Here is a 26,581-nt window from a genome sequence, read left to right as displayed (position 1 = left end):
CACTGCCGGCACCCCGGAACGGCGGCCATCCGTCCCGGCGGGGACGTCATCCAATGACGCTCACGCGCAGCAGGACTCGAACGTCGACGAATCCGGTCCGGCCGCAGCGGGTTGCCTCCCATCCGGGCGCACGCCCGGCGACAGTGCTGCCGCCGCGCATCCGGCACCGGCCGACTCCGGTCCGAGCGCACCGCACCCCGCCTGTCGAGCGCCCCGGCAGACCACCGACGAAATCGGTACAGCCGCACAGCACGCGACAGCGCCCGAGCCGATCGACACCGCGGCATCGGGAGCCGCGGCGCGGGCAACCGGAGGACCGAACACCACGCCCGGTCCTGTGCGCGCCGCCCGATCCCGCAGCGACCCCGGCCCGATCGTCGAGGAAATCGATACGGCCGCAACGCAATCGGCCGGGCTCGAGTCGATCGATGCGGTGACATCGGGGGCGGTCGCGGCGCAAGCGGACCAAGCCGACGCGGCGTCGGGCTCGAGCGAGCCCGCCACGGCAGGTGAGCAGCGGCAGACTGCGGAGCAATCCGGCACTGCTGCAACCGAATCGGGAGCGCTCGGCTCGACCGAGACGGCGGCGCGGCCACCGCAAGAGGCCGGCAGGGAAGGTGCAGCGCCTGCCGGCAAGGCTGGTTCGGGTCCCCGGACGCGGCGGTCTCGGCGCTCGCGGGTGACGATCGCGTTCGTGGTGTCGATCGCGCTACTGGTGGGGCTGGCGCTGGTGTCCGCGGCGATCGGGCAGGTGCCCACCACGCCGTGGGAGGTCGCCGGGACGGTGCTGCATCAGGTCGGGCTGGAGTGGGGTCCGTTGCCGCATCATCCCGCCGGGCAGGTGACGTTGCTGCAGGTGCGTTTCCCGCGGGTGGTGCTGGCGTTGCTGGTGGGGGCGGCGCTGGCGACCGCGGGTGCGTTGCTGCAGGGCGTGTTCGCCAACCCGCTGGCCGAACCGGGCGTGATCGGGGTGTCGGCGGGGGCGGCGGTCGGTGCGGGTGTGGTGATCGTGGTCGGGGGTGCGTTCGCCGCGGCGTGGTCGGTGGCCGCGGGAGCGTTCGTGGCCGGGCTGGGCACGACGCTGCTGGTGTATCTGCTGTCCCGTTCGGGAGGGCGCACCGAGACCGTGACGTTGGTGCTCACCGGTGTGGCGGTCAACGCGTTCGCCGGTGGGCTGATGTCGTTCCTGCTGTTCACCGCCTCGAACGCGGCGCGCGATCAGATCGTGTTCTGGCAGTTGGGCAGCCTCAACGGCGCGACCTGGCAGTCGGTGGCGGTGGTCGCCCCGCTGACCGCCGCGGGCGTGCCGGCCGCGATGCTGATGGCGCCGCGACTGGATCTGCTCGCGCTCGGTGAGGCCGCCGCGCGGCATCTGGGTGTGGATGTGGAACGGTTGCGGCGCAACGTGATTCTGGTCGTGGCCGTGCTGGCGACCGCGGGCGTGGCGTTCACCGGGATCATCCTGTTCGTGGGGCTGATCGTGCCGCACGTGGTGCGCATGCTGGTGGGTCCGGCGCACCGGGTGCTGATCCCGCTCTCGGCGATCCTGGGCGCGGTGGTGCTGCTGGCCGCCGATATCGGCGCCCGCGATCTGGTCAGCAACGCGGACCTGCCGCTGGGCATGCTCACCTCCCTGGTCGGCGGCCCGTTCTTCTTCTGGCTGCTGCGCCGCACCCGCGCCCGGTCGGGAGGATGGGCATGAGCCGCGCCGTGCGACGCACCCCGAGGACACACGAGTACGCCGAACCCGCGCCGCTGCGGCCGGGCCGCGGTGGGAGTGCGCGGAAGGAGTACCGATGAGCGGGATGTCCCGGGCGCTGACCCGGATACTCACGCGCACCCACGGACTTCCCGACGATCCGCCACCGGGCACGGTCACCCTGCGCGCCACGCACGTGAGCGTGGACCGCGGCAGTGCCCGAAGGGTGCTGGACCGGGTGAGCCTGGACGTGGTCGCCGGGCGGATCCTGGCCCTGGTCGGGCCGAACGGCGCGGGCAAGTCCACCCTGCTCGCGGCCCTGGCCGGCGAACTCGAACTCGCTGCCGGCACAGTCGAACTCGACGGGCGCGAGCTGTCGCACTGGGCGGTGGCCGATATGGCGCGCCGCCGCGCGGTGCTGCCGCAGACACACAATGTCGGATTTCCGTTCACCGCCCGCGAGGTCGTCACCATGGGCCGTGCGCCGTGGGCGCGCACCCCGCGCCGGAGCGAGGACCTCGCGGCGGTCGAGGCGGCCATGGCCGCCACCGACGTCACCCACCTGGCCGAGCGCGCGTTCCCGGCGCTGTCCGGCGGTGAACGCGCCCGCGTGGCCCTGGCGCGCGTGCTGGCTCAGCGCACCACCACCCTGCTGCTGGACGAACCCACCGCCGCGCTGGATCTGGGACATCAGGAAGCGGTGCTGCACCTGGCCCGCGAGCGCGCCGCCGCGGGAGCCGCGGTCGTGGTGGTCCTGCACGATCTCGGTATCGCCGCGGCCTACGCCGACAGCGTCGCGGTACTGCGCGACGGGCGCCTGGCCGCGTCCGGCTCGCCGCGCGAGGTGCTGACCACCGCCCTGCTGACCCGCGTCTACCAGCATCCGGTGGAGGTCATCGACCATCCGGTCACCGGCGCGCAACTGGTGCTGCCGCTGCGCCGCTGACCCGGTGCGCCCGAAAAGCTCACCGCCACACCAGTTTCAGCACCGCCGGGGTCAGCAGCAGCCGGATCACCGTGGCATCCAGGATCAGCGCGGCGATCATCCCGTACGCGATGTACTTCATCAGCACCAGATCCGAGAAACCGAACGCGCCGGTGACCACGATCAGGATCGCCGCCGCCGAGGTGATCACCCCGCCGGTGTGGGCGATGCCGTAGCGGATCGCCTCACGCGGCGGCGCGCCGCCCGCGCGGGCCTCGGTCATCCTCGACTGCAGGAACACCTCGTAATCGGTGGACAGCCCGAACAGCACCGTCACGATCAGCACCAGCACCGCGAACATCAGCGGCCCCGGGGTGAAATGGAACAGCCGTGCCCCATGACCCTCGACGAAGATCCAGGTCAGCACGCCCAGCGTCGCGCCCAGGCTCAACGCGCTCATCGCGACGGCTTTCACCGCCAGCACCAGCGACCGGAACGCCGCGTACATCAGCGCCAGCGCCGCGCAGATCAGAATCGCCGCCAGTAGCGGCAGCCCGTCGATGAGCCCGCGGATACTGTCGCGTTCCAACGCCGGAACCCCCGCGACCATCACCCGCACACCGGGCGGATGCGCGATCGCGCGCAGGGTGTCGATCGCGGCGTCGGGATGCTGCTGATCGACCAGCCCGGCCGAGAGCACGTTGATGCCGTGGGTGGTCGGCGCGGACGGTTCGAACGGCCCGGTCAGCCCCGGCGCGAAATTGGCCTGGAACCGGATGTCGGAGAGCTGCTGCGGATTCGCGCCCACCACCACGAGTTTGAGCGGCTGGGTGCGGAAGTCCGGGAAGAGCCGGTCGAAATCCTCCTGCGCCACCCGCGCCGGATTGTCCGAGGCCAGATACCGTTCGCTCAATCCGCCGAATTCGATGTGCCGGAACGGGATCAGCAGCACCAGCAGCCCCAGCACCACCGGCACGATCACCCGCACCGGGCGGCGCATCGCGAACAACGCCAGATCCGAGAAGAAGCCCTGCCCGCGCCGGTCGCGCAACGTCGCGGAGATCTGCACCGGCTCCGCGGTGCGCACACTGGCCAGCCGATGCCAGCCCCACAGGTCGATCCTGGTCCCGACGATGCCCAGCAGCGCCGGAAGCGCGGTCACCGACAGCACCGCCGCCAGCAGCACCGCGCTGATCCCGCCGTAGGGCACCGACCGCAGCACCTGATGCGGATAGATGAACAACGCGCCCAGGCTCACCGCGATGATCGCCGCGGAGAACAGCACCGTGCGCCCGGCGGTCGCCACGGTGCGGGCGGTGGCCTCCTGCACGCTCTGCCCGGCGGCGAGTTCCTCGCGGAAGCGGGTCACCGCGAACAGCCCGTAGTCGATCGCCAATCCCAGACTCACCAGCGTCACCACGGCGCTGGCGAACACGTTCACATCGATCACGCCGGTCAGGGCACGGATGATGCCCTGGGTGCCCAGCACGGTCATCGCGCCGATCAGCACCGGCAGCAACGCACCCACCACGCCGCCGAACACGAAGAACAGCAGGATCGCCACCAGCGGCAGCGCGATCAGCTCCGCGCGCCGGATATCGTGCTGCATCCCCAGATTGATACCCTCGACCACCGGTTGCAGCCCGGCCAGTTGCACGGTGGCGCCGCCGGGCCCGGCGCTGGCCGCACCCGCGCCGAGCTGATCCTCGATGGCCAGGTAGTTGTTCACCGTCTGGGTGTCCTGCCCGCGCAACCCGATGCTGGCGAAGGCGTGCGTGCGGGTGGCGTCGGCGAATGTGCCCATCATCGGGCCGTCGAAATAGCTGTCGATCTTCTTGATCCGGTCCGGGTACCGGGCGTGCAGGTTCGCCAGGGCGGTGCTGATCGCGCTGTGCACGGCAGGATCGTCCACGGTGCGTCCGGGCGGGGCGGTGTACAGGACGATCACATCGGCGTCGGTGTCGCGCCCGAACGTCTGGTCGGCCAGCTGGGAGGCCACGACCGATTCGCTGTGGTCGTCGAACCAGCCGCCCTGGGTCAGGCGCGGTCCCAGATCGCGGCCGCAGAACCCGGAGACCGCGACCAGTGCGATGAACACCGCCAGCACCGGATAGCGGTGGCGGTACACGAACCGGCCCCACCACAGCGACAGCTCCCGGAACCGGCCCTGCTCGCCGCGCGCGGGCTCGATACTCGCCTGATGCTCGGTCACCGTGCGGCTCAATCGTTTTCCCGTTCCGCCCTGGCCCGGTTCAGCCGCAGGCCGCGGTCTGGTAGTCCGCCGAGCGCAGGATGCCGCACAGGTCGGTGCGCGAGATCTTCCACGTACCGTCCAGATCGATGAAGTGCATGACGGTGGTGCGCACGTTCTCCCCGGTGCCGTCCTTGTCCAGGCGCAGGGTCGCGGTCAGGGTGCCGTCGTGATTGTCGAACACCGGGTCCACCACCCCGTACACCGCGTTCGGGTGTTCGTGCAGCGCCTTGTACATATCGGGGATCGCCGACCGGAACGCCGCGCCGTCCTGGATCAGGTTGGTGCGATCGCTGTCCGGCAGCTTGGGGTCCAGGGCGCGTTTGAGCTGGGCGTCCAGCTGCGCGGCGGTCGGGATCGGGGGCCGGTTCGCCGAACTGGCGGCCGCGGCCTGCGAGGAGGAGGTCAGCGCGGCGTACGCCGAGGAGCGGGCCGCGGCCACCGATGCCTCGTCCGGGTCGCTGCTGCACGCGGCGCTCAGCACGGCCAGCGCGATCAGCGCACCGCCGATCGCCGCGCCCCGGGTCTTACCTCGCACTGCCATCGCCATCCTCACGGCCTCGAAGTTAACCGTACTTCTCACTGTCCCACCAGTCCGTCATGCGGATACGCCATCGGCTGCGGCTCGGCGCGGGGCGAGCGTTCACCACACCAAGGTAGGTGAACCGAGCCGGCGGCCGGCGCGCGGGCGGGGCGGCGTGTTCGCGGGCCGCCGGGCCGCCGGCGCGTCCGGCGGCGGGCCGGGCCGCCACCCGTGGGCGAGCGGGATGCGTTGCGGCCCAGGCGATCACATGTTGTCGATGACCGCGCTGAGCCGCAGCAGCAGTGCGCGCACCGTGGTGGGTTCGCGCGGGGCGTCGGGGATCACCGGCACCGCGGTCGGAATCAGATCGTGCACCAGGGCGATCACGCTGCGCTCGTCGTCCAGGTCGATATCGGTGACCCGGGCTCGCGCGACGGCGATCACATCCTCCGGGCCCGGGACCTGCGCGCCGGTGTCGGTGCGGTAGATCTCGAGGCGCAGCGTGGCGCGCACCGTGCGGAACGCGAACGAGCGGCCGTCCTCGGTGGTGCCGAACCCGTGCGCGAACGCGCCCACAGTGATGTCCTCCACGGAAAAACCGCACGCTGGGTTTGTGCTCAACCGAGTCTCCTGATCGGGCCGTATGCGCCCGTCCACCGTAACGCCGCACACCGGCGAACCCACGCCCCGCGTGTTTCCCGGCGTGCCCGCGACGCGCCCACTCGCGCGGAACCACCCCGGCGAGCCGGTCCGGTCCGCGATCATGGTCAGATAAGAAAGCCCGCATGAGCGGGACGGGGCAATCGGCGGGCGCCGCGCGTGCCGGTGAACGGTGCCGCGGATCGCCCCGGTGGCAGGTGAGAAGGAGTTCGGAGTATGCGTGCTCGCGGTGTGAGCCGATCGGTGTGCGCGGCCGCGCTGGCCGCGGTCGCGGCGGCGGCACTGGCGAGCGGCTGCGCCCAGCATTCCGGCAGCGGCGGCACCGCGTCCGAGGGCACGCCCGCCAGCGCCGCGGCCGCACCGGTCCAGCACACCGCCCCCGCGGGCGTGGTCAGCCCGTCCGGGCCGATCGCCGCACTGCTGGCCGAACCGGCCACCGGCCGTCTCGTGCTGCTGGACGGCGACGGTGTCACCGTGCGCATCCAGGACCCCGCCGGCGGCGCCGCCGAGCGCAGCCTCACCCTGCCCGCTCGCACGAGCGCCCTGGTGGCCGGACCGGCCGGGCAGGTGCTCGCCGCCGCCGGACACACGGTGCTGCACATCGACGTGGCCGCGGCCACCGTGCACGCCACCGCGGTGGACGGGCAGGTCCGCGCGGTCGCGCAGCGCCCCGACGGCACCGAGGCCGCGGTCCTGGCCGACGGGCGGTTGCTCATCCTGGCCGCCGACGGTCGCGTGCTGCACACGGTCGAGGGGATGAGCGGCGACGAGATCGCCGCCCCCGGCACGGCGGTCGCGGTGCTCGACCGCGCCCGCACCACCTTGACTCAGGCCGATATCGCCCACGCGCGCGCGGGTCTGGCCCTGCGCACCGGGCAGGGCGCGACCAACCTGGTCACCGACCACTTCGGGCGGATCCTGGTCACCGACACGACGGGCGGGGCGCTGCTGGTGTACACCGCCGATCCGCTGGCGATGCATCAGATGTTCCCGCTGGGCTCCGCGCCCTACGCGCTGGCCTATGATCAGCGGTCCGAGACGGTGTGGGTCACCCTCACCGGCAGCAATCAGATCGCCGGGTTCGACCTGTCGACGGGTATACCGGTGGAGGTGGGTCGCTACCCGACAGTGCGACAGCCCAATGCGGTGACGGTCGACTCCCGTACCGGCGAGCTGTTCGTGGGGTCCGCGACCGGCGACGGTCTGCAGCGGATCGGCGCGGACGAGAGGAAGAGAGGGCAGTGATGGCTCGGGCCTCTGCGCACCGTTCACCCGGCAGGCGGTCGATCCCGGCGAGCTGGGAGGAGATCAGCGACGACGGGGAATGGGAATATGTGCCGCTTCGATTACCCCCCGAGGTCACTCGGGTGACCGCCTCGATCCGGCTGTCCATCCAGGCCGAATTCGGTGGCTGGGAACTCTCCCGGGTCCGCGCGTACACCGACGGCAGCCGCCGCGTGCTGCTGCGCCGGCGCAAGACCTCCCTCCCGGTGCCGGAACCGGGGATGTGAGCGGAATGTATTCGCTGCTGCGGCGCCTGATGTTCCTGCTGCCCCCCGAAACGATCCACCACTGGGCGTTCGCCGCGATGTGCCTGGCGACCCGGTTCGCACCCACCCGCGCGCTGCTCGCGCGCCTGACGGTCACCGGCGATCCGATCCTGAGCACCACCGCGTTCGGGGTGCGGTTCCCCGCGCCGGTGGGCCTGGCCGCCGGGTTCGACAAGAACGCCGAAGGTGTGAACGCTTGGGGCCCACTGGGTTTCGGCTTCGCGGAGGTCGGCACCGTGACCGGGCAGGCGCAGCCGGGCAATCCCGCCCCGCGGCTGTTCCGGCTGCCCGCGGACCACGCGCTGATCAACCGGATGGGGTTCAACAACCAGGGTGCGGCCGCGGCGGCACAGCGACTGCGCGACCGGCGCCCCGGCGGCGTGCCGATCGGCGCCAACATCGGCAAGACCAAGCTCGTGCCCGCCGAACACGCCGCGCAGGACTACGTCACCAGCGCCCGGCTGCTGGGCCCGCTCGCGGATTTCGTCGTGGTCAACGTCAGCTCCCCCAACACCCCGGGCCTGCGTGATCTGCAGGCGGTCGAATCGCTGCGCCCGCTGCTGGCCGCGGTCCTGGACTGCCTGGCCGAGACCGGTGGCGAATCCCGCGTGCCGGTGCTGGTGAAGATCGCCCCCGACCTGTCCGATGAGGACATCGACGCGGTCGCCGATCTGGCCGTGGAACTGGGTCTGGCCGGGATCGTGGCCACCAACACCACCGTCGGGCGCGACGGGCTGCGCACCCCCGCCGAACAGGTCGCCGCGATGGGCGCGGGCGGGCTGTCCGGCCCGCCGGTCGCCGAGCGCGCCCTCGAGGTGCTGCGCCGCCTCTACGCGCGGGTCGGTGACCGGCTGGTGCTGATCTCGGTCGGCGGCATCGAGACCGCCGACCAGGCGTACGAGCGCATCCTGGCCGGTGCGACCCTGTTGCAGGGCTACACCGGATTCATCTACGGCGGACCGCTGTGGACCCGGCATCTGCACCGGGGCCTGGCCGCGCGGCTGCGCGCGGACGGCTACAGCGCCATCGCCGAGGCGGTCGGCGCCGGGCACTCCGCGCACACCTGAGCCCGGCGGGCCGCGCGGGTTCGCGCCCCGGCAGAACCTCTCACCGGCTCGGGGTCATCCATCCCGACAGCACCGGCTCGGCCTCACGCGGGGTGCGGGTGCCCGCATGCCGCCGCAACCGCTCGAACATCCGGCGCGCCAGCAGCAGCACCGCGTGCTCGTAGCGCACCCCGAGGACGGCCGAATGCACCGAGACCTGGCGATGCGCCTCCATATCGTGCACCACGGCCGGATCGCTGAGCAGCTCGTCCAACTCCATGCCCGCATAGGCCTGCTCGAAACTGAGCCGGTGATCGGGCAGCCAGCTCAGCCGCCACACCGCCGTGCCCGCTGCGGCCACCCGCCACGCGTGCTCGGGGGTGCGGTCACTGGTGATCGTCCAGGGGGTCGTCTCGATGGTCACGAGGTTCTCCTCTCGTGTGCCGCCGGGCAGAGCGGATGCTGCACCGGGAAAGGCTGGGGCCACACCGCCGGCCCGGGAGGCCGGGGATGTGCTTGTGTCGGTGGGCCGCGACGCTGATCAGCGCCCGGGGCGCACCATCGCCGCGAGGGTGCGCGTCCTCTCGGCGGTGTGGGCCGCCGCGCCGAGGACCGGTGATCGGATTCGGATGACGAACCGCCCCCGTGGGCGGCAATCCGGTTCCGGCTCCCCGGCGAACCTGCGCACCGGGGGGACCACCGACCAACGATCGATCGCCGGAACCGAGGATCGTGCCGGTTCCCGCCGTACGGGCCGAATCGAAACGGCTTGTGCGGGAACGGATACCGGAATACCGGCACCGAAACGGCCTAGAGGTGGGCACTGATCGTGACCGCGTCGGACTCGCCGTCGACCCGAATCGACCACCGATGACGGATACACCGCCTGGGCCGAATAGCTCCCAGCATGATGACCTCCCCGGAGCAAGGGCGCTCGAGATCGCCGATTGCATTATGGCACTTGCCGTTCCACAGCGGCAAATGTCGCGATAAGTTGGGAATTGCCGGAATCGACCGCCGATAAACCGGCAATCGCCGGTTCGTCGGTCGGTTTCGCGATCGGCGGCGGCAGCGCATCGGAACGGAGGTGGTCGGCCCCATGGCCGGAAACGACGCGGCGATCGAGGCCGTGCGCAATGTGCTGTCCCGGCTGCGCAAACGCCGCGGCCTGCGCTCGAATCGCTTGGAGCGCACCGAGATCGACGCCGCGGCCCTGCTCGGACTGCGCGTCATCGGCCTGCACGCGGACCGCCTCGGGCTGCGGCGCCAGGACGCGGTCGTCCCGGTCATCCGCGAAATGGTCCGGCGCATGCCCCCGACCGATCGCCTCATCGCCGATGCCGAACTGGCTCTGGGCCTGCTCGATGACGCCGCCGCCCCGATCGACCCGGCCGGCCTGTACGCCGAGGACCTCGGCGCGCGCCGGGACTACCTGTGCGCGCACTGGCGGCCACTGCACGAGGCCGTGCACGCCGAGACGATCCCGCCCGCGCCGACGGTCAGCCAGTTGCGCCGGAACCCCGAACACCGTGCGTTCGCCGAACTCGCCCGCCTGCTGGTCGAGGGCACCAGCTACGGATCACATCCGCTCGACACCGCCGCGGGCGCGGCCGATACCGGGGTGCGCGGCCGGGTGACCGTCGTGGGCGACGCGGTCATCGACCACCTCTACCGGGTCGAGCGCATCCCCCCGGCCCACGGCACCGTGACCGGCAGTTTCATCGCCCACCCCGGCGGGAAGGGCCTGGCGCGGGCGGTGGCGCTGGCCCGCCTGGGCATCGAGGTGCACCTGATGGCCGCCATCGGCGAGGACGAGGCGGGCCACCGGATCCTGGACTTCCTGCACGAACAGCAGGTCCGCACCGATCTGATCAAGATCGTCCCGAACACCCCGACCCCGGTCACCGCCGTGATCGTGGCACCTTCGGGGGAACAGGCCACCATCGCCTGCAGGGCCGACCCCGCCGCCCTGGGCGCCGACGACCTCACCACCACGACCACACACCGGGCCCTGACCAGCGCGGACGCGGTGCTGATGAGTTTCGAACAGCCCGTGCCGATCCTCGAGCAGGTCCTGGCCACGCTCGGCGCACTCGAATCACGCCCTACCCTGATCGTGCACGCCGCACCGCCGGTGACCCGCCCCGAACGGCTGTACCCGCACCTGCGCGTGGTGGACTACCTGATCGGCACCAGCGACGAGCTGAGCAGGCTGACCGGCACCGCCGAGGCCGCCTGGCAATTACGCATGCACGGGGTGCAAACCGTCTGCACGATCGACGATTTCGGCTGTTCGGTCCGGTCGGACCGGTTGACCGTGGACATCTCGCCGTTCCCCACATTGCTCACCGGCTCGCCCGGTGCTCATGCGGCGTTCTCCGCGGCGCTGGCGTATCGTCTGCTGCGGTCGCGGCAGCCCGCCGATACAGGCGACTTCAGATGGGCGACAGCCGCGATGGTAGCCACACAGTCGCTCGATGATGTTCCCAGCGCCATGCCGCCGGCCGACCGGATCGACCACATCGTGAAACTCGCTTCGGAGGAACATTGACCACTGCCCTGCCCCCGTCCCTCGGCCCGGCCGGGGACACCGAGCACACCTTCAGCCGCGGGGGCCGTGACATGCTGTTACAGGTGCACGAGATCGGCGGCGTCACCGACCACGGCCACATCCTCGTCTTCGGACGACCGACCGAGAACTGCCTGGTCCGCATTCATTCACGCTGCCTGTACGGGGAGTCGCTGGGCTCGGACGACTGCGACTGCGGCCCCGAACTGGACAAAACCCTGGACCTGATCCAGGACGCCGGCGCCGGAGTGCTGGTCTACCTCGAGCAGGAAGGACGCGGCCTGGGCCTGCTGGCCAAGGCGCGCGGCTACCGGCACAGCGAGCAATCCGGCGCGGACACCTTCACCAGCTACGAGGCCCTGGGCTACCCCGCGGACGCACGCACGTACACCGCCGCGGCCGAAAGCCTCTACAAACTCCTGGTGAACCTCGGAATCGGCAGAATCCAACTGCTCACCAACAACCCGGTCAAAGCCGCCGCGGTCACCGGTACCGGCCTCGCGGTGACCGTCCTGCCGCTGCGCACCACCGTCCTGAGCGAACGCGCCGGCAACTACCTCGAGGCCAAACGCCGCCACCGCCACCACTGGATCCCCACCGACGACGCCCCCTGGGCGCCGGACCCATCGTGACCATCGCGGGCACCGTGATGAGCGTCGAAGACACGAACAACACCGGGGATTCGGAGGCGCCGGCGGCGTCGACGCGAGGCGCGATCATCGACATGCTCGTGGTCGTGGCAGCGCTTGCCGCCGTGGTTGTGCTCGTGGTCGTCGGACATTCGACCGCCGCGGTTATCGCCGCCGCGGGGTGATTCGTCCTGTCCATCACCAACGGGTGGCATCGGGCACGGCGGTAACACCGCCCGAATGCGCTGTGGCCCCGCACAATACGTGCGGGGCCACAGGTTCGGGACCGGATCAGCCCTTGATCTCGAACGTCCCGACGATCTGCGCGCGCGCTATCGCGTGCGAGAACAGGTTGAAGCCCAGGAAAGCCGGTGTCGCGTCCGCGCCCACGCCGAGGCTGTCCACGTCCACCGCGTGCACGGTGATGAAATACCGGTGGTAGCCGTGCCCGGCCGGCGGCGCGGCGCCCACGAAACCGGCGAAACCGCCGTCGTTGCGCAACTGCACCGCCCCGGCCGGCAGCGTGCCGCCCGAGCTGCCCGCGCCGCTGTCCAGCGAGGTGACCGCGGCCGGGATGTCGGCCACGGCCCAGTGCCAGAAACCCGAGGCGGTCGGGGCGTCCGGATCGAAGACCGTCACCGCGAAGCTCTTGGTCTCGGCCGGGAAACCCGACCACGACAGCTGCGGGGACACATCCTTGCCGCCGGGCACGCCGAACGCGCCACTGGCCTGCTCGATCGCGAACGCGCTGCCGTCGGTCACATCGCCCGAGGTCAGCTCGAACGTCGGCAGTTGCGGCAGCGAGGCGTACGGGTTGTAGGAATAGTCGGGCACGTGGCTGTCCTTTCGTCGTCGAGATCCGCGCCGGGCGCGTCGGCCCGGCGCTCCTCGAATCGTCAGCTGTTCAGCAGGAAGTGTTCCAAAACCTTGGTGCCGAACTCCAGTGCGGGCACCGGCACCCGCTCGTCGACGCCGTGGAACAGCGCCGAGAAGTCCAGTTCGGGCGGCAATTGCAGCGGCGCGAAACCGAAGCAGCGAATCCCCAAGCGCGCGAACGCTTTAGCGTCGGTGCCGCCGGAGAGCATATAGGGCACCGTGCGCCCGTTCGGGTCGTGCGCGAGCACCGCGTCGTTCATCGCGTCGACCAGATGCCCGTCGAACGTCGTTTCGTAGGAATCGAGTTTGGTGATCCACTCGCGCTCGACGTCCGGGCCGATCAGCTCGTCGACCTCGCGTTCGAACGCGGCCTGGCGGCCCGGCACCACCCGGCAGTCCACCACCGCCTCCGCGGTCTGCGGGATGACGTTGGCCTTGTATCCGGCCTGCAGCATCGTCGGATTGGCGGTGTCGCGCAGGGTCGCGCCGATGATCCGCGAAATCGTGCCCAATTTGGCCAGCTGCCCCTCGATATCGGGGCTGTCGGGATCGAACCGCAGACCCGACTCCTGCGACACAGCGGCCAGGAACTCCGCGACCGAATCCGACAGCACCAGCGGGAAGGTGTGCTTACCGAGGCGCGCGACCGCATCGGCCAGGATCGTTACCGCGTTGTCCTCGTGCAGGAACGACCCGTGCCCGGCACGCGCCTTGGCGCGCAAGCGCATCCAGCCCAGCCCCTTCTCCGCGGTCTCCACCAGATACAGCCGCCGCTCGGTACCGTCCGGGCGCGGCACGGTCAGCGAGAAACCGCCCACCTCACCGACGGCCTCGGTGACGCCGGCGAACAGATCGGGACGATTGTCCGCGAGCCACTGCGAACCCCAGCGCCCGCCGTTCTCCTCATCGGCCAGGAACGCGAACACCAGATCCCGCGGCGGGACCGTGCCCTCGATCTTGAACTGCCGCGCCACGGCCAGCGTCATGCCGACCATATCCTTCATATCGATCGCGCCGCGGCCCCACACGTAGCCGTCGCGCACCGCACCGGAGAACGGGTGCACACTCCAGTCCGAGGCCTGCGCGGGCACCACGTCCAGGTGCCCGTGGATCATCAGCGCACCCCGGCCCGGGTCCGCGCCGCGCAGCCGGGCGAAGACGTTGCCCCGGCCCGGCGCACCCGATTCCACGTATTCGGTGGTGTAACCGGCCTGCTGCAACTGCTCCGCCACCCATTCCGCGCACTCGCGCTCCCCCTTGGTGGTGGCCAGATCCCCGGTATTGGAGGTGTCGAACCGGATCAGCGTACTGACCAGATCCACCACCTCCGATACCGCGCGGGACGCCGATTCCGATCGCATATCTTCACCAGTTGCGGACACGTCCCCTTCCTACCATTGCCGCAGACCCCGGCCACGCTTTGCCCGCAGCCCGCGCGTAATCCCCACGCCCCGGATGCCGCATCGCGGCACGGCCGTTCCGCGTGGTCACGAGCACCGGGCCGGGACCGACACCGGTCACGCACAGGTAGTGGAACCTGAACCGCCCGAATCCGGTTGGCCTTCGTATTGCCTTGCGGCGCAATGGTTTCAGTGCCGCATGCGGATTTCGGAAAGGTCGCCGATTCCGGTGGCGGCGCTCGCGCACACGGTGTGTGGCGGTCACGGGACGCTCGCCCCGCCGGGGGACCCGGTATCCCTCGCGCGCGGGAGGATCGGGCCGTGGCCTGCGGGTATTGTCCGTGAGATGTTGTTCACCGGACCGGCGTATCCACCCGATGCGCGGCTGCCGCGCCTGTTCGCCTCGGCGCGCGATGTCAATACCGCCGAGAGCGGTGACCTGGCCGCGATCCTGCGATCGCTGTCCCGGCAGTCCATACTGGTGGCCGTCGCCACCGCGATCCTGGACACCGTCATCATCGCGATGTCCGGAATCCTCACCGCCGCACCGGTTCCCGCGATCGCGGTGACGGTCCTGATCGTCGCCGCGGACCTGGCCTTCGCCGCCGCGCCGCGCACCGCGGCGGTGGTGGCCGTGGCGCAGGTGGTGCTGCGGCTGGCCGGTGCGGCGCTGTTGCACGGGCACGGACTGCCGGTGCGCATCGGAGACGTCGGTTTCCTCATCGCCGGGTACCGGGCCGGCGCGTGGCTGTCCGGGCGCGCCTCCCTGCTCATCGTGCCGCTGCTGGGCGCGGGCGCGTCGGTCTGCGCACTTATCGCCGACGGTCCCGCCGCGCACGACTGGCGTCTGCTGGCCATCACCGCGGTCTCCACCGGCGTGCTGCCGTGGCTGGTCGGCAGGTACACCACCGCCCGCGGCGCCTATATCGCCGAACTCGAACAGCGCGAACGGCTTCGGCGCCAAGAACAACGCGCCGCCCTGGACCGCGCCCTGGCCGACGAACGCGAGGCGATCGCCCGCGACCTGCACGATGTGATCTCCCACCACGTCAGCGCCATCGGCATCCACGCCGGCGCGGCGCGTCTGGCGCTCACCGCCGGTGCGGGCGCGGACGACGCGGCCACCAGATCCCTGGCCGCGGTGGAGGCCGGCAGCCGCGCGGCGATGGTGGATCTGCGCCGCCAGCTCGATCTGCTGCACGGCCGCGACGAGGCCGGACGCCGCCAACCCGGACTCGCCGATATCGAGGAGTTGGCCGCGCACGTGCGCGAGGCGGGACTGAACCTCGAGGTCCACACCCGCGGCCCGGGCACACCGCTGCCCGAATCGCTGGATGTGACCGTGTACCGGATCGTGCAGGAGATGCTCACCAACGCGCTGCGTCACGGCGACGGGCGCGCCGACCTGACCGTGCACGAGCACCGCGACCGGGTACTGATCACCGAAACCAACCCGGTTGCCGCGCAACCGGATACGACACACTCACTACATCGCGGCCTGGACGGGATCCGGCGCCGCGCCGAATTGTTCGGCGGCACGGTCGATTACCGGATCGAGGACGAAAACCGTTGGCGCATCACGGTATCGCTACCCCTGGGGGGCGCATGAACACCCCGATCCGGGTCCTGATCGCCGATGACCACGCCATGTTCCGGTCCGGGCTGCGCGCGGTGGTGCAGGCCCATCCGGACACCGAATGCGTGGCCGATGTCGGCGACGGTCGCTCGGCCGTGGCCGAGGTGTCGCGGCTGCGTCCCGATGTGGCGATCCTGGACGTGCGCATGCCCAAACTCGACGGGCTCGCCGCCACCGAGGCGATCGTCGCGGCCGGGGGCACCCGCGTACTGGTGCTGACCACCTACGACAGCGAGGAGAGTCTGGCGCGCGCATTGCGGGCCGGGGCCAGCGGATTCCTGCTCAAGACGCTGCCGCCGGAGGAGTTGATCGCCGCGGTGCGCATCGCCGCACGCGGTGACGCGGTGATCGATCCGTCGATGACCCGGCGTCTGGCCGGGCGATTCGCCGGAACGCTCACCGACCCGGCCGCACCGCCCGAGGTCGCCACGCTCACCGCCCGGGAGAACGAGGTGCTCCTGCTGCTCGCCGATGCCCGCAGCAACAGCGAGATCGCCGCGGCGCTGCACGTCGGCGAGGAGACGGTGAAAACGCACGTCTCCCGGGTTCTGGCCAAACTCGGCGTGCGCGACCGCATCCACGCGGTGGTGTACGCCCACCAGCACGGATTGGTGCGCCCCTCCCCCTGACCCGAGGACAGCCGCAGCAGTGGGATAGCCCACAGTGCGCTGTCATTCGCTACCAAGCAAATGCTTGTCTTGCTACCGTCGGGATTGCAGGAGGACGGCCGCGGCGATCGACGGGGATCGCGCAGCGCGCGCCGTATCGGACCGCGTGATACGCGGCCCATTCGGGGAATATCAACGGGGATGAGTCCGAGGGCAGAGTCACTGCCGCTCGACGATGCGCCGTGGTGCCGCACACACCACGGACATCACGTCGGCGCGCTCGCCATGCTGCCGTTACTCCTGGCGACACGACAAGACAGGAAGGCATATGAACACCCCCACATCGCGCCCCGACCCCAACCACCCGCTGATCCTCGTCGGGCGGGCGTACACCAAATATTTCACTCCCCGCGTCACCGGACTGGAGAACCTCCCCGCCTCGGGCCCGGCCCTGATCATCGGCAACCACTCCTCGATCTACTGGGCGCCGGAAGTGTGGATCACCTTCATGGCCATGCTCGACCACCGCGAGAACGAGCCCAGTTTCGGCGTCGCGCACGACATCCTCCTGCGCACACCGGTTCTCGGGGAGAATTTGCAGAGCATCGGCGTGCTGCCCGCATGCCGGGAGGCAGCCACCAACGCGGTCAAGAACGGCGGAGCGGTCCTGGTGTATCCCGGCGGCGACTGGGAAGCATGCCGCCCGTGGACCGAACGCGGCAAGGTCGATTTCGCCGGGCGCCGCGGATTCGTGCGCCTGGCTCTGGAACTGGGCGTCCCGGTGATCCCCGCGGTCGCCAACGGCGGCCACGACGCGATCTTCGTGCTGAGCCGCGGTGCGCGCGCCGCAAAACTGATGGGACTGGACAAGCTGTTCCGCACCAAGGTCTTCCCGTTCACCCTGGGCGTGCCCTTCGGCGTCGCGCCGGTGCTGCCGCAGGTGCCGCTGCCCGCGTCGGTGCAGGTGAGCTTCCTACCACCGATGCGATGGTCCACCGAGCCCGGCGACCACTGCGACGAGGCCACGGTCGACCGCTGCTACGAGCAGACCCTCTCGACCATGCAGGCCGAACTCGACCGGCTGCGCGCCGAGACACCCAATCCGGTCACCAGCGGTATCCGCACCCACCTCGCCGGGCTGCCCGGACCGCTGTCCGGCCTGGCCGAACTGCTCTGACCGGCGGTCGCTCAGCCGCGCCCGATATAGGGCATCCCGGTCGCCATCACCGTCAGGAACGGCACCGCGGTGTCCAGCGGAAGGGCGATCGTCTGGACGACGAGCCGGGCCACATCGGCCGCATCGATGGTGGGCTCGGGTCGCACCGTGCCGTCGGCCTGCAACGCTCCCGCGGCGATGCCCGCGGTCAGATCCGTCGCCGCATTGCCGATATCGATCTGACCGACCGCGATGCGGTGGGCGCGTCCCTCGAGGGCCAGCGCCTTGGTCAGCCCCGTCACCGCGTGCTTGCTGGCGGTATAGGCCACCGCGTAGGGCCGCGGCACGTGTGCGGAGATCGAGCCGTTGTTGATGATCCGCCCGCCGGCCGGATCCTGCCGGCGCATCAGAGCGAACGCTGCCTGCGCGCACAGGAATGAGCCGGTCAGATTCGTATCGATCACCCGGCGCCACTGCGCGGGTTCGACCTGCTCGATCGGCTGCGACGGGCCGAACAGTCCGGCGTTGTTGATCAGCGCGTCCAGCCGGGACCAGCGGCGCTCGATGTGCTCGAACAGCGCCCGCACCGAATCGGCGTCGGTGACATCGGCGGTCACGGCCTCGGCCGACCCCGGCCCCGGGGCGGCCGCGACGGTCTCGGCGAGCGTGGCGGCCGTGCGGCCGGCCGCCACGACGTGATGTCCCGCCGCACTCGACGCGACGGTGATCGCGCGGCCCAGGCCGGACCCCGCACCGGTGACGAGAACGATCTTGCGGTCGGACACGGCCACGAGACTAACCCGACACCTGCCCGGAGACCGCGGGCTGCGGCTCGGCCGGCGCGGTGTGGATCCCCTCGTCCCCGGAGGCGGGAACCTCCGGCAGCGCGGGCGCGGGCAGCTCGGCCGGCAGCGGCCGACCGGCCCCGCTCATCTTGCGCACCACCCAGCGCAGCCCCCGGGACACACCCACCAGAATCGCCGCGAGCACGGCGGCGCCCACTGCGGCCCGCAGCCAGTACACCGGGCCGATCGGCGCCATTCCCATGTCCGCGCGCAGCCCGCTCTGCCAGTGCGAGGCGTTCACCGTCGCGGCGATCACCGCGAACCCGCACAACAGCAGCACCGGCACCCGATGGTGCCCCCACCGCGCCTCGACATCGATATCGCGGCGGCGCAACACGATTCGCCCCAGCCCGGCGATCCCGATCGCGACCGCGGCCAGCACGCCGGTGAGCAGCGCCTGGGTGGGCGAGGTCCGTGGCAGGACCGCGGGCAGCAACGACACGACCGTGGCGATCGTCACCGCCACGAGGCTGCCCACCCGGGGACGTATGCGTTTCATCCCGCCACCACCCTGCGGGTCCAGCGGCGATATCCGATCGCGGCGACCACCAGCAATATCAGCGCGCCGAACACCGCCACCGCGGCCGGGCCGCCCATATGCCAGAGCTGATGATCGAAGCTCTTGCCGGACAACTGCGTACCGAACAGGTATTCCGGTTCGGGCGTTGCATAGTTCTGCCGGCGCGAGTTCAGGTCCACCCCGGTGGTGGCCACGGTCGCCATCAGCTCGCAACCGGTCTCCGAAACACTGTCCGCCCGCGATTCGCACGCGCTGTGGATGCGCTGCTGGAACACCGCGTCGATGGCCTGGCGGCCCCACGCGCCCAGCGGCTGATGCCGGCGCTCGGCATAACGCAGCACGTCGTACCCCAGATCGTGGGCACGGCAGGCGGAGGTGAACTCGGCCGGCAGCTGGATCGGGGACGAGCACGCCCCGCTCGGGTCGACCAGCAGATGGTTCTCCACCACCGGCCGGTAGCCCGCCCCCGCGGCGAAATCGGCCGGAAGCCGCACCTGCCACGGATGCGCACCGATCAGATCGGTCACCGCCGCACGCGCTGCCCGGTTCTCCGAGCCGGCATTGTTCACCGACGCCGAAGCGTGCATGGCCGGTGCGAAGGCCAGGGTGACCGTGGCGGTGAGCAACGCCATCATCATCGAGCCCAGCAGGCGGCGCACATCGCGCGAACGCACTCTGCGTAACGAGACGTATCGGCGCACATCGTGTGCGCCTCGCGGGCTGTGCGGGGCGGCGGGAGACGGGTCCGGCGGGACGCCCGGTCGGGCCGGTGTTACATCACTCACGGTGTCCGAAGGTATGCGATAGGGCCGCGGAAGTGTAGTCGAGGGCGGCTCACGCACCCGATTTCAGGACAAATGCCTCGTCAGCACCTTTGCAGCGGGTGCGTCCGCGCAGAGGGTGTGCGATCACGGCGCACGGTCGCAGGCGGTGAGTTCCACCGTGCGAGGACAACTTTCGCCGTCGCGTCACCGGCCGCGTCGCGGTACGATTTTCCGCCCACGCCCGGCGAGCGTGCCGCGAATCGGTGAGTCGACCGGGAAACGCCGCCTCGGGCAGGCGATCTCGTACCTTCGTGCACGTCCTGCCGCGACGCACCCGCTGCGCGAATGCGCGATGATGTGCCCCGACGCAGTGTGCGAGCACCGTGCCCGCACCGGAAAGGCGGGCGTCATGGGTCCGGTGCACATCCTGTCGCACCCGTTGTCCACCACCGAGGTGTCGGTGTTTCCCGGCGATCCGCCGCCGCGTCTGGACACCGTGTGCACCCTCGCCGACGACGGCTACTACCTGCGAACGGTCACCGTCGGGGAACACACCGGCACGCACTGGGGAGCCCCCGCTCACTTCACCGCCGGCGCCGCGGCCGCGCACGAACTGCGCGCGCAGGATTTCGTCCTGCCCGGAGTCGTCATCGATATCGCCGACCGGGCCGGCGCCGATCCCGACTACGCGCTCACCGTCGCCGATCTGCTCCACTGGCAGGACCGGCACGGCCCGCTGCCCGCCGAGGCCGCGGTGCTGCTGCACACCGGCTGGGACATGCGCTGGGGCACCGACGATTTCGCCGGCCGCGGCCCGGACGGGCGGATGCACCATCCGGGATTCTCGGTCGCGGCGGTACGCTGGCTGCTCGACCACGGCGTCCTGGGTCACCGCGGCGCGCTGGGCACCGACGCGTTCAGCCCGGACCTCGGCGTGGACGACACCTTCGAGGTGTCCAGACTCCTGTATCGCGAGCATCGGCTCAGCCTCGAGATCCTCACCGGGCTGCGCGAGCTGCCGGCGCGGGGTTTCACCGTCGTGGTCGGCGGATTCGTCAGCGTGGGCGGGTCGGGCTCACCGGCGACCATCTACGCCCTCGTGGACGAATCCGGCCGGTAGCGCCGGCAGCGCGGCCGGCTCACGCGCAGTGGATCAGGAATTTCGCCACGGCGGTGTCGGCGGCCTTGACATCGACCTGAGCGTTCGCCACGGCGTCGGGGGAGCATCCCGACGGCACCGAGGTCACCGTGGCGCGATAGCACCCGGGCGGGAAGCTGCGGCTCGCCGCGCCGTCCTTGCCGGTGGTCAGCGTCGCCAGGGCCGCATCGCTCGTACAGCTGGTGACCCGCACCGCGACCGAGGGGACCGGGAACCGTTCGGTGCCGGTTCCGGCCTGCACCTGGACCGTCCCCGACGGCGCGGCCGGGGCGGACGGTGCGGCCGAACCGCCGGACGACGCGGAACACCCCGCGGCGGGCAGCGTGAGCAGGATCGCGGCCAGTGTGGACAACGCGAGCAACATGCGGCGCACCTGGACTCCTTCCGGTCGATCGGGGGCGAATCGGCCGCCCGGCCCAACCCTATGCCCTCCCGGACGCCACTTCCCGGCATGACACGAATATCGGCGCCCGCCCGGATGGAGAGGTTTCGTCCGGTGTCCCACCGCGTTCGGACAGCCGTTCCGCCACAGCCGCATTCGGAATGTCGCAGCCGATATCGCCCGGGGCGAATCCAGATTTTCCATCGCTGACCGTATGCGAGAGTGGACGCGCCGCCGTGCGCGCGGCGAACGAACCGCTCGGCCGGAAACGGAGATCTCGAATTGACACCCGGAGACGCGATGCGGGTGGCCGCACTCGCAGTTGTCGCCACCCTCACCGCCGTCGTGACCACGGCGACCGGATCGGCTGCCGCGCCGATCGACCCGATCACCTCCTCCGGGCGGCCCGCGGCCACCGTGAGCGCCCCCGACGGCTCGACCGTCACGAAGCTGACGGTGCGCGACGCGCGGCATCTGACCTTGCAGGTCCATTCCGCCGCGATGCGCCGCGACATCGCCGTGGACGTGCAACGCCCCGCCGACAGTTCCGCGCGGCGGCCCGTGCTGTACCTGCTCAACGGGTCGGGCGGCGGCACCGACGGTGACAGCTGGGCCACCACGACCCATGTGCTGCAGTTCCTCGGGGACAAGAACGTCAACGTCGTCCAGCCGCTCGGCGGCGCGTGGAGCGTGTACACCGACTGGATCAAGGACGACCCGACGCTGGGCCGCAACAAGTGGACCACCTTCTTCACCCGGGAGCTGCCGCCGGTGATCGACGCCGCCCTGGACGCGGACGGCCGCAACGCCATCGCGGGCCTGTCCATGGCCGGTGAATCGGTGTTCGCGCTGTCCATCGCGAAACCGGGCCTGTATCGCAGCGTCGCCTCCTACAGCGGCTGCGCGCAGACCAGCGATCCGCTCGGCCAGCGCGAGATCAAGACGATGGTCGAAGTCTGGGGCCACGGCAATCCGGCCAACATGTGGGGCCCGGACGACAGCCCGCTGTGGGCGGCCAACGACCCGTACGTACACGCCGACCAGCTACGCGGGGTGAAAATCTTCATCTCCGCCGGAAGCGGACTTCCCGGCCCGCACGACACCCTCGACAGCCCCTTCCTGACCTACGGTTTCAGCCGTAGTCCCGACACGCTGGCCAACCAGATCCTGCTCGGCGGCCTGATCGAGGCCGGGGTCAACGCCTGCACCCACCACCTGCAGCAGCGCCTGGACCAGCTGGCGATCCCCGCCACCTACGACTACACCCCGACCGGAACCCACTCCTGGGGCTACTGGCAGGACGCGTTCGAGAAGTCCTGGCCGGTGCTGGCATCCGGACTGGGCAGCTGACCGGTCCACCCGCCGGCCACCACTCGGGCAAATTGCCCGCATCCGATGCTCACGAGCAGGTGACGTCGGCTCGTTACCCCGTCTATCCTCGCGGTGTGTCGTTACACAGCCCGGCACTCGGTGATGTTCAATCGGTGCCGTTGCAGTTCCAGCGAACGAGTGAAAGGTAGTAGACATGGCACTTCCCACCATGACGGCCGAGCAACGCTCCGAGGCGCTGGCGAAGGCTGCGGCCGTCCGCAAGGCCCGGTCGGAGCTGATCGAGCAGATCCGCAAGGGGTCGGTGTCGCTGTCCCAGGTGCTCGAACGGGCCGACAAGGAAGATCTCGTGAAGAAGACGAAGGTCGCCGCGGTCATCAAGGCGCTGCCGGGCATCGGACCGGTCAAGGCCGCCAAGCTGATGGACGAGGCGGAGATTCCCGCCGACCGTCGCATCGGCGGCCTCGGCTCGCGCCAGCGCGCCGCCTTGCTCGAGGCGATCAAGAACTGATCCGGCGGCGCTCAGCACCAGACCAGCCCCGCGACCTGGACAAACACCTGTGATTTGGTCCACGCGGACTGATCCGATAACCTTGCTGAGCACCACCGGTCCGGGTGGCGGAATGGCAGACGCGCTAGCTTGAGGTGCTAGTGTCCTATTAATGGACGTGGGGGTTCAAGTCCCCCTCCGGACACAGAGTGAATCGAAAGCCGTTGCATTGCAACGGCTTTCGTCATTCCCAGGGCCGTCGCCGCCGGGCGTGCGCCGGTGACGTGCGCGCCCGGCGGCGCCGCGGGTTCAGGATTCGGACCGGGCGGCGACCCAGCCGGCGATCTGCGCGCGCGAGGTGAATCCGAGTTTGGTCAGGATGTGTTCCACATGTCCCTCGGCGGTGCGCTGGGAAATCACCAATCGGGCGGCGATCGCCTTGTTGGTCAAGCCGCGCGCGACCAGATCCGCGACCTGACGCTCACGCTTGGTCAGCTTTCCTGCCTCGGCCGGAGCCGGCGCGTCTTCGGATCGCTCGCCCAGCGCGAAGCTCACCGCGGCATCGACACTCATCGCGGCGCCTTGCCGGTGGGCCGCCCGGAATGCGCTGTCGCCGAGGATCTCACGACTGTCACGGATTGATTTGTCGTGGTACACAACCAGACTCGCGAACAGGAAGCTGACGCCGCCGACGACGCGGCTCAGCATATCGGCGGCGCCCAGCAGGACAGCAGCGCGTGGCGCCTGGTGCTGCTCGATCGCGATCCACGCCAGTGCCTCCACACAGGCAGTGGGGACGAGCGGATCGGCCACGAGCTGGGCCGCTCGAATGCCGTCCTGCAACAGCCGCGCGGCGCGCTCGGGCGCGCCGCCGCGCCACACGGCGAATCCCATCCCCCACAACCCCCACGCCCGAAGCATCGTCTCACCCGCGGATTCGGTGATCGCCACATTTTTCTCGTGACAGGCGAGGGCGCGCGGCAGATCTCCCTGTAGCGCGTACGCCCAGCCGAGCGAAATCCGGGCGTCCACCTGCAATCTGAGGTCGCTGGTCAGCTCGTAGACATCGAGGGCCGCGGCCAGGCGGCTACCCGCGCGAGCCAGGTCGCCATCGCCGCCGCCGAGAATGCAGTTCGCCTCGGCGTGGGCGAGCAGGGCCCCGACCAGCGGGTCGGCCGTCTGCCCGGCCATGGTCCGGAACTGTGCCACATTGCCGGCCGCGCCCGGAATATCCCCCTGCATGGCGGCCAACGTGCAGGCCGCGAGACGGGCCTTGGCCCGATCCGCGGCCGGCGCACCGGTCGATCGGTCCAGCGCGCGTTCGCACCAGCGGCGGCCCTCGCTCAACCGCCCGCGCAATGTCCAGAACATGTACAGGTCGGTGGCGATCCGCAACGCGCTCCCGTCCGGTTCGGACAGGCTGAACTCCAACGCGTCCCGAAGATTCGGCAGCTCTCGCTCCAAGCGGGCGACCCACTGCAACTGGTGCGGACCGACCCATTGCGCGTGTGCGGCGGCTGCCAGCTCAGCAGCCCAATCTCGGTGCCGCCGAACATATTCCAGGTATTCGCCGGCTTCGGTGGCTTTGCTCCTGCCGTATTCCTGGACGGTCTCGTACATCCGGAAGCGGATCGTGCCGTCGGATTCGCCGCGAATCAGGATCGACTTGTCCACCAGCGCGGACAGCGCATCGAGCAGTTGCGGCTCGGTCAGGTCGGGGTCGCACAGCTGTTCGGCGGCGTCGAGTTCGAAACCGCCGGTGAACACCGACAGTTGGTTCCACAGCCGCTGCTCCACCGGCGTGCACAGGTCATAGCTCCAGCCGATGGACCACCCCAGGGTCTGCTGCCGTTTCGGGGCCCCACGACTGCCGCGGGTCAGCAGGGCGTACCGGTCGTCGAGCCGGGCCAGGATCTGCTCTGGTGACATCGTCCGCAATCGGGCCGCGGCCAGCTCGATCGCCAGCGGCAAGCCGTCGAGACGAGCGCAGATCCGGGCCACGGTGCGCCGATTGCCATCGGTGACCTCGAAGCCCGGCACGGCCGCGGCAGCGCGTTCGGCGAACAGGGCCACCGCGTCGTAGCGTGGCGCCGCCCGCGGCGTCGATCTGTCCCTCGGCTCGGAAGTCGCCAAGGGCGGCACCGCGTAGACCGCTTCCCCGCCCAGGCTCAGGGCCTCGCGACTGGTCGCCAGAATCCGCAGCTGCGGGCAGGAGCGCAGCAACGAACCGGCCAGCCGCGTGACCGCATCGATCAGATGCTCGCAGTTGTCCAGCACCACCAGCGCGGCACGCGAGGCCAACCGCTGCGCCAGCACCTCGAGCATGGGCCTCGGACTCTGGTTGCGCAGCCCGAGGGCCGCGGCCACGACGTCGGCCAGCAACGTCGCATCCCGTAGGTCACCCAGCTCGACCAACCACGCGCCGTCGGCGAAATCGTCCTTCACCTTGTGCGCGACGCGCAGTGCGAGCCGGGTCTTGCCGACTCCGCCGATCCCGGTCAAGGTCACCAGGCGCGATCCCGCCAGCAGGCTCTTGACCTCGGCTACCTGGATCCGCCGATCGACGAAGCTGGTCAGCTCGAGCGGCAGATTCCCGATGTTGCTTTCCCCGATCCCGGTACCCACCGAAGCCGGCGACACGTGGATCGGTGCACGGTCTGCCCGCGGTTCGCCGCTCAGGGCCATCTCGTCGACGGCGAGACCGTGATCGCGCTCTACCTGCCGCAGTTGTTCGCCCAGTTCCGCGGCGGTGGGGCGGTCGTGCGGATCACGCGACATGGCCGCCTCGATCACCGCGCACACGTCCTCGGGCATGCCCCGATCACGCAGGTCGGGCACCGGTTGCTCGATGATGCGCAGAAATTGCGCCAGCACTTGCTCACCGCTGCGGCGCTCGAACGGGGCATGGCCGGTCGAGGCGCAGAACAGGGTAGCTCCGAGCCCGTACACATCAGAGGCCCGGCTCGGGGCGTCGCCGGCCAGTACCTCCGGCGCGGTGAACGCGGGCGACCCGGTCACCGCGCCGGTCTCGGTCCGGAATCCGCCGTCGATGCGAGCGATCCCGAAGTCGGTCAGCGCGGGTTCGCCGTAGTCGGTGAGCAGGATATTTCCCGGCTTGATATCGCGGTGCAGCACCCCGGCCCGATGCGCTGTTTCCAGCGCGCCGGCGATCTTCACCCCCAAGTGCAGCACTTCGGGCAGCGGCAACGGGCCCTCGCGGCGGATCCGCGCGTCGAGGGAGCCGCGAGCGTAGTACGGCATCACCAGGTAAGGCAGGCCGCGCGCGGTCTCGCCGACCTCGAGCACGTCGACGATGTTGGGGTGCCCGGTCAGCCGGCCCATCGCGCGTTGCTCGCGCAGGAAACGCTCCCGATTCTCCTCGAGCTCGCAGGTGAGGACCTTCACCGCGACTTTGCGATCCACGCCGAGCTGGGTACAGCGGTACACCTTGCCGAACCCGCCGCTGCCGATCTCGTCCGGATCCTCGAAACCCGCGGCATACAACTCCGTGATGACATCGATGCCGACATCACGCTGTGTCTGGAACGGATCGCTCTCAACCAT

Annotated in this window: 25 protein-coding genes and 1 tRNA gene; 15 read left to right on the top strand and 11 right to left on the bottom strand. The window is 70.4% G+C overall.

What is annotated here, in order from left to right:
- Positions 1–685 precede the first annotated feature (685 nt).
- Together AC5WS7_RS06385 and AC5WS7_RS06380 are read left to right on the top strand one after the other, a co-directional pair.
- Positions 686–1,702, top strand: a complete 1,017-nt coding sequence (locus AC5WS7_RS06385; protein ID WP_495953763.1) for a FecCD family ABC transporter permease — start codon at positions 686–688, stop codon at positions 1,700–1,702.
- A 94-nt stretch (positions 1,703–1,796) separates the two neighbouring features.
- Entirely contained in the window at positions 1,797–2,645 is an 849-nt protein-coding gene (locus AC5WS7_RS06380; protein WP_495953371.1) for a heme ABC transporter ATP-binding protein, read from the top strand.
- Positions 2,646–2,664: 19 nt separating this feature from the next.
- Here AC5WS7_RS06380 and AC5WS7_RS06375 read toward each other — a convergent pair whose 3' ends face one another.
- From AC5WS7_RS06375 to AC5WS7_RS06365, 3 genes are all read right to left on the bottom strand, one after another.
- Positions 2,665–4,836 carry an MMPL family transporter gene (locus tag AC5WS7_RS06375; RefSeq protein WP_495953370.1) on the bottom strand — a complete coding sequence of 724 codons (2,172 nt, stop codon included), beginning with the start codon at positions 4,834–4,836 and terminating at the stop codon, positions 2,665–2,667.
- 40 nt (positions 4,837–4,876) lie between these two features.
- On the bottom strand, positions 4,877–5,419 hold the full coding sequence (locus AC5WS7_RS06370; protein WP_495953369.1) for a WKL family lipoprotein: 543 nt from the start codon (positions 5,417–5,419) through the stop codon (positions 4,877–4,879).
- Between the two features lie 243 nt (positions 5,420–5,662).
- Entirely contained in the window at positions 5,663–5,989 is a 327-nt protein-coding gene (locus tag AC5WS7_RS06365; protein WP_495953368.1) for a hypothetical protein, read from the bottom strand.
- Positions 5,990–6,274: 285 nt separating this feature from the next.
- Between AC5WS7_RS06365 and AC5WS7_RS06360 the strand changes: the two genes are divergently transcribed.
- The 3 genes from AC5WS7_RS06360 to AC5WS7_RS06350 are packed head-to-tail and all read left to right on the top strand — an operon-like array spanning position 6,275 to position 8,675.
- On the top strand, positions 6,275–7,303 hold the full coding sequence (locus AC5WS7_RS06360) for a YncE family protein (protein ID WP_495953367.1): 1,029 nt from the start codon (positions 6,275–6,277) through the stop codon (positions 7,301–7,303).
- A complete protein-coding gene (locus tag AC5WS7_RS06355; RefSeq protein WP_495953366.1) occupies positions 7,303–7,569 on the top strand; it encodes a DUF5703 family protein in 267 nt (88 codons plus the stop codon). Before AC5WS7_RS06360 ends, AC5WS7_RS06355 begins: the two co-directional genes overlap by 1 nt.
- Positions 7,570–7,574: 5 nt before the next feature.
- Entirely contained in the window at positions 7,575–8,675 is a 1,101-nt protein-coding gene (locus AC5WS7_RS06350) for a quinone-dependent dihydroorotate dehydrogenase (protein WP_495953762.1), read from the top strand.
- Between the two features lie 40 nt (positions 8,676–8,715).
- Here the strand turns inward: AC5WS7_RS06350 and AC5WS7_RS06345 are convergent, their stop codons facing one another.
- Positions 8,716–9,078, bottom strand: coding sequence for a hypothetical protein (locus tag AC5WS7_RS06345; RefSeq protein ID WP_495953365.1), 363 nt, complete (start codon positions 9,076–9,078; stop codon positions 8,716–8,718).
- A 675-nt stretch (positions 9,079–9,753) separates the two neighbouring features.
- Here AC5WS7_RS06345 and AC5WS7_RS06340 point away from each other — a divergent pair.
- Genes AC5WS7_RS06340 through AC5WS7_RS06330 form a run of 3 tightly spaced genes read left to right on the top strand, consistent with a single transcriptional unit; the run spans position 9,754 to position 12,037 of the window.
- A complete protein-coding gene (locus tag AC5WS7_RS06340; protein ID WP_495953364.1) occupies positions 9,754–11,205 on the top strand; it encodes a PfkB family carbohydrate kinase in 1,452 nt (483 codons plus the stop codon).
- Complete coding sequence (locus AC5WS7_RS06335; protein ID WP_495953363.1) at positions 11,202–11,855, top strand: GTP cyclohydrolase II; 654 nt, start codon at positions 11,202–11,204, stop codon at positions 11,853–11,855. Before AC5WS7_RS06340 ends, AC5WS7_RS06335 begins: the two co-directional genes overlap by 4 nt.
- Positions 11,852–12,037 carry a hypothetical protein gene (locus AC5WS7_RS06330; protein WP_495953362.1) on the top strand — a complete coding sequence of 62 codons (186 nt, stop codon included), beginning with the start codon at positions 11,852–11,854 and terminating at the stop codon, positions 12,035–12,037. Before AC5WS7_RS06335 ends, AC5WS7_RS06330 begins: the two co-directional genes overlap by 4 nt.
- Positions 12,038–12,143: 106 nt before the next feature.
- Here AC5WS7_RS06330 and AC5WS7_RS06325 read toward each other — a convergent pair whose 3' ends face one another.
- Both AC5WS7_RS06325 and AC5WS7_RS06320 read right to left on the bottom strand, forming a co-directional pair.
- Positions 12,144–12,686 (bottom strand): YbhB/YbcL family Raf kinase inhibitor-like protein, encoded by a 543-nt coding sequence (locus tag AC5WS7_RS06325; RefSeq protein WP_495953361.1) that lies wholly within the window; start codon positions 12,684–12,686, stop codon positions 12,144–12,146.
- A 62-nt stretch (positions 12,687–12,748) separates the two neighbouring features.
- Positions 12,749–14,089 (bottom strand): M20/M25/M40 family metallo-hydrolase, encoded by a 1,341-nt coding sequence (locus AC5WS7_RS06320; protein ID WP_495953360.1) that lies wholly within the window; start codon positions 14,087–14,089, stop codon positions 12,749–12,751.
- A gap of 385 nt (positions 14,090–14,474) precedes the next feature.
- On the opposite strand from AC5WS7_RS06320, the gene AC5WS7_RS06315 reads away from it, so the two are divergent.
- From AC5WS7_RS06315 to AC5WS7_RS06305, 3 genes are all read left to right on the top strand, one after another.
- The gene (locus AC5WS7_RS06315; protein ID WP_495953359.1) at positions 14,475–15,737 is read left to right on the top strand and encodes a sensor histidine kinase; all 1,263 of its coding nucleotides are present in this window, start codon (positions 14,475–14,477) and stop codon (positions 15,735–15,737) included.
- Positions 15,734–16,393, top strand: coding sequence for a response regulator (locus tag AC5WS7_RS06310; RefSeq protein WP_495953358.1), 660 nt, complete (start codon positions 15,734–15,736; stop codon positions 16,391–16,393). Before AC5WS7_RS06315 ends, AC5WS7_RS06310 begins: the two co-directional genes overlap by 4 nt.
- A 307-nt stretch (positions 16,394–16,700) precedes the next feature.
- Entirely contained in the window at positions 16,701–17,549 is an 849-nt protein-coding gene (locus AC5WS7_RS06305) for a lysophospholipid acyltransferase family protein (RefSeq protein WP_495953357.1), read from the top strand.
- Between the two features lie 11 nt (positions 17,550–17,560).
- On the opposite strand, the gene AC5WS7_RS06300 is transcribed toward AC5WS7_RS06305, so the two are convergent.
- From AC5WS7_RS06300 to AC5WS7_RS06290, 3 genes are read right to left on the bottom strand one after another with little or no spacing between them, the layout of a single operon-like run.
- A complete protein-coding gene (locus AC5WS7_RS06300) occupies positions 17,561–18,319 on the bottom strand; it encodes an SDR family oxidoreductase (protein WP_495953356.1) in 759 nt (252 codons plus the stop codon).
- A 4-nt stretch (positions 18,320–18,323) separates the two neighbouring features.
- On the bottom strand, positions 18,324–18,872 hold the full coding sequence (locus tag AC5WS7_RS06295; RefSeq protein ID WP_495953355.1) for an alpha/beta-hydrolase N-terminal domain-containing protein: 549 nt from the start codon (positions 18,870–18,872) through the stop codon (positions 18,324–18,326).
- A complete protein-coding gene (locus tag AC5WS7_RS06290; protein WP_495953354.1) occupies positions 18,869–19,678 on the bottom strand; it encodes a hypothetical protein in 810 nt (269 codons plus the stop codon). The genes AC5WS7_RS06295 and AC5WS7_RS06290 overlap by 4 nt, the downstream gene beginning before the upstream one ends.
- A 388-nt stretch (positions 19,679–20,066) precedes the next feature.
- Here AC5WS7_RS06290 and AC5WS7_RS06285 point away from each other — a divergent pair, with 388 nt between their 5' ends.
- The gene (locus tag AC5WS7_RS06285; protein ID WP_495953353.1) at positions 20,067–20,777 is read left to right on the top strand and encodes a cyclase family protein; all 711 of its coding nucleotides are present in this window, start codon (positions 20,067–20,069) and stop codon (positions 20,775–20,777) included.
- A 19-nt stretch (positions 20,778–20,796) separates the two neighbouring features.
- Here AC5WS7_RS06285 and AC5WS7_RS06280 read toward each other — a convergent pair whose 3' ends face one another.
- A complete protein-coding gene (locus AC5WS7_RS06280; protein WP_495953352.1) occupies positions 20,797–21,189 on the bottom strand; it encodes a hypothetical protein in 393 nt (130 codons plus the stop codon).
- 309 nt (positions 21,190–21,498) lie between these two features.
- Here AC5WS7_RS06280 and AC5WS7_RS06275 point away from each other — a divergent pair, with 309 nt between their 5' ends.
- From AC5WS7_RS06275 to AC5WS7_RS06265, 3 genes are all read left to right on the top strand, one after another.
- Positions 21,499–22,548, top strand: a complete 1,050-nt coding sequence (locus AC5WS7_RS06275; protein WP_495953761.1) for an alpha/beta hydrolase — start codon at positions 21,499–21,501, stop codon at positions 22,546–22,548.
- 175 nt (positions 22,549–22,723) lie between these two features.
- Positions 22,724–23,038, top strand: a complete 315-nt coding sequence (gene mihF, locus AC5WS7_RS06270; protein ID WP_040822033.1) for an integration host factor, actinobacterial type — start codon at positions 22,724–22,726, stop codon at positions 23,036–23,038.
- A gap of 98 nt (positions 23,039–23,136) precedes the next feature.
- Positions 23,137–23,222, top strand: a tRNA-Leu gene (locus AC5WS7_RS06265).
- Between the two features lie 104 nt (positions 23,223–23,326).
- Here AC5WS7_RS06265 and AC5WS7_RS06260 read toward each other — a convergent pair.
- Positions 23,327–26,581 (bottom strand): protein kinase domain-containing protein, encoded by a 3,255-nt coding sequence (locus tag AC5WS7_RS06260; RefSeq protein ID WP_495953351.1) that lies wholly within the window; start codon positions 26,579–26,581, stop codon positions 23,327–23,329.

Source organism: Nocardia sp. PLKS1-43 (assembly GCF_059510335.1).
Note: the sequence above shows the minus strand (reverse complement) of the source record. Positions and strands in the feature narration are given on the sequence as shown.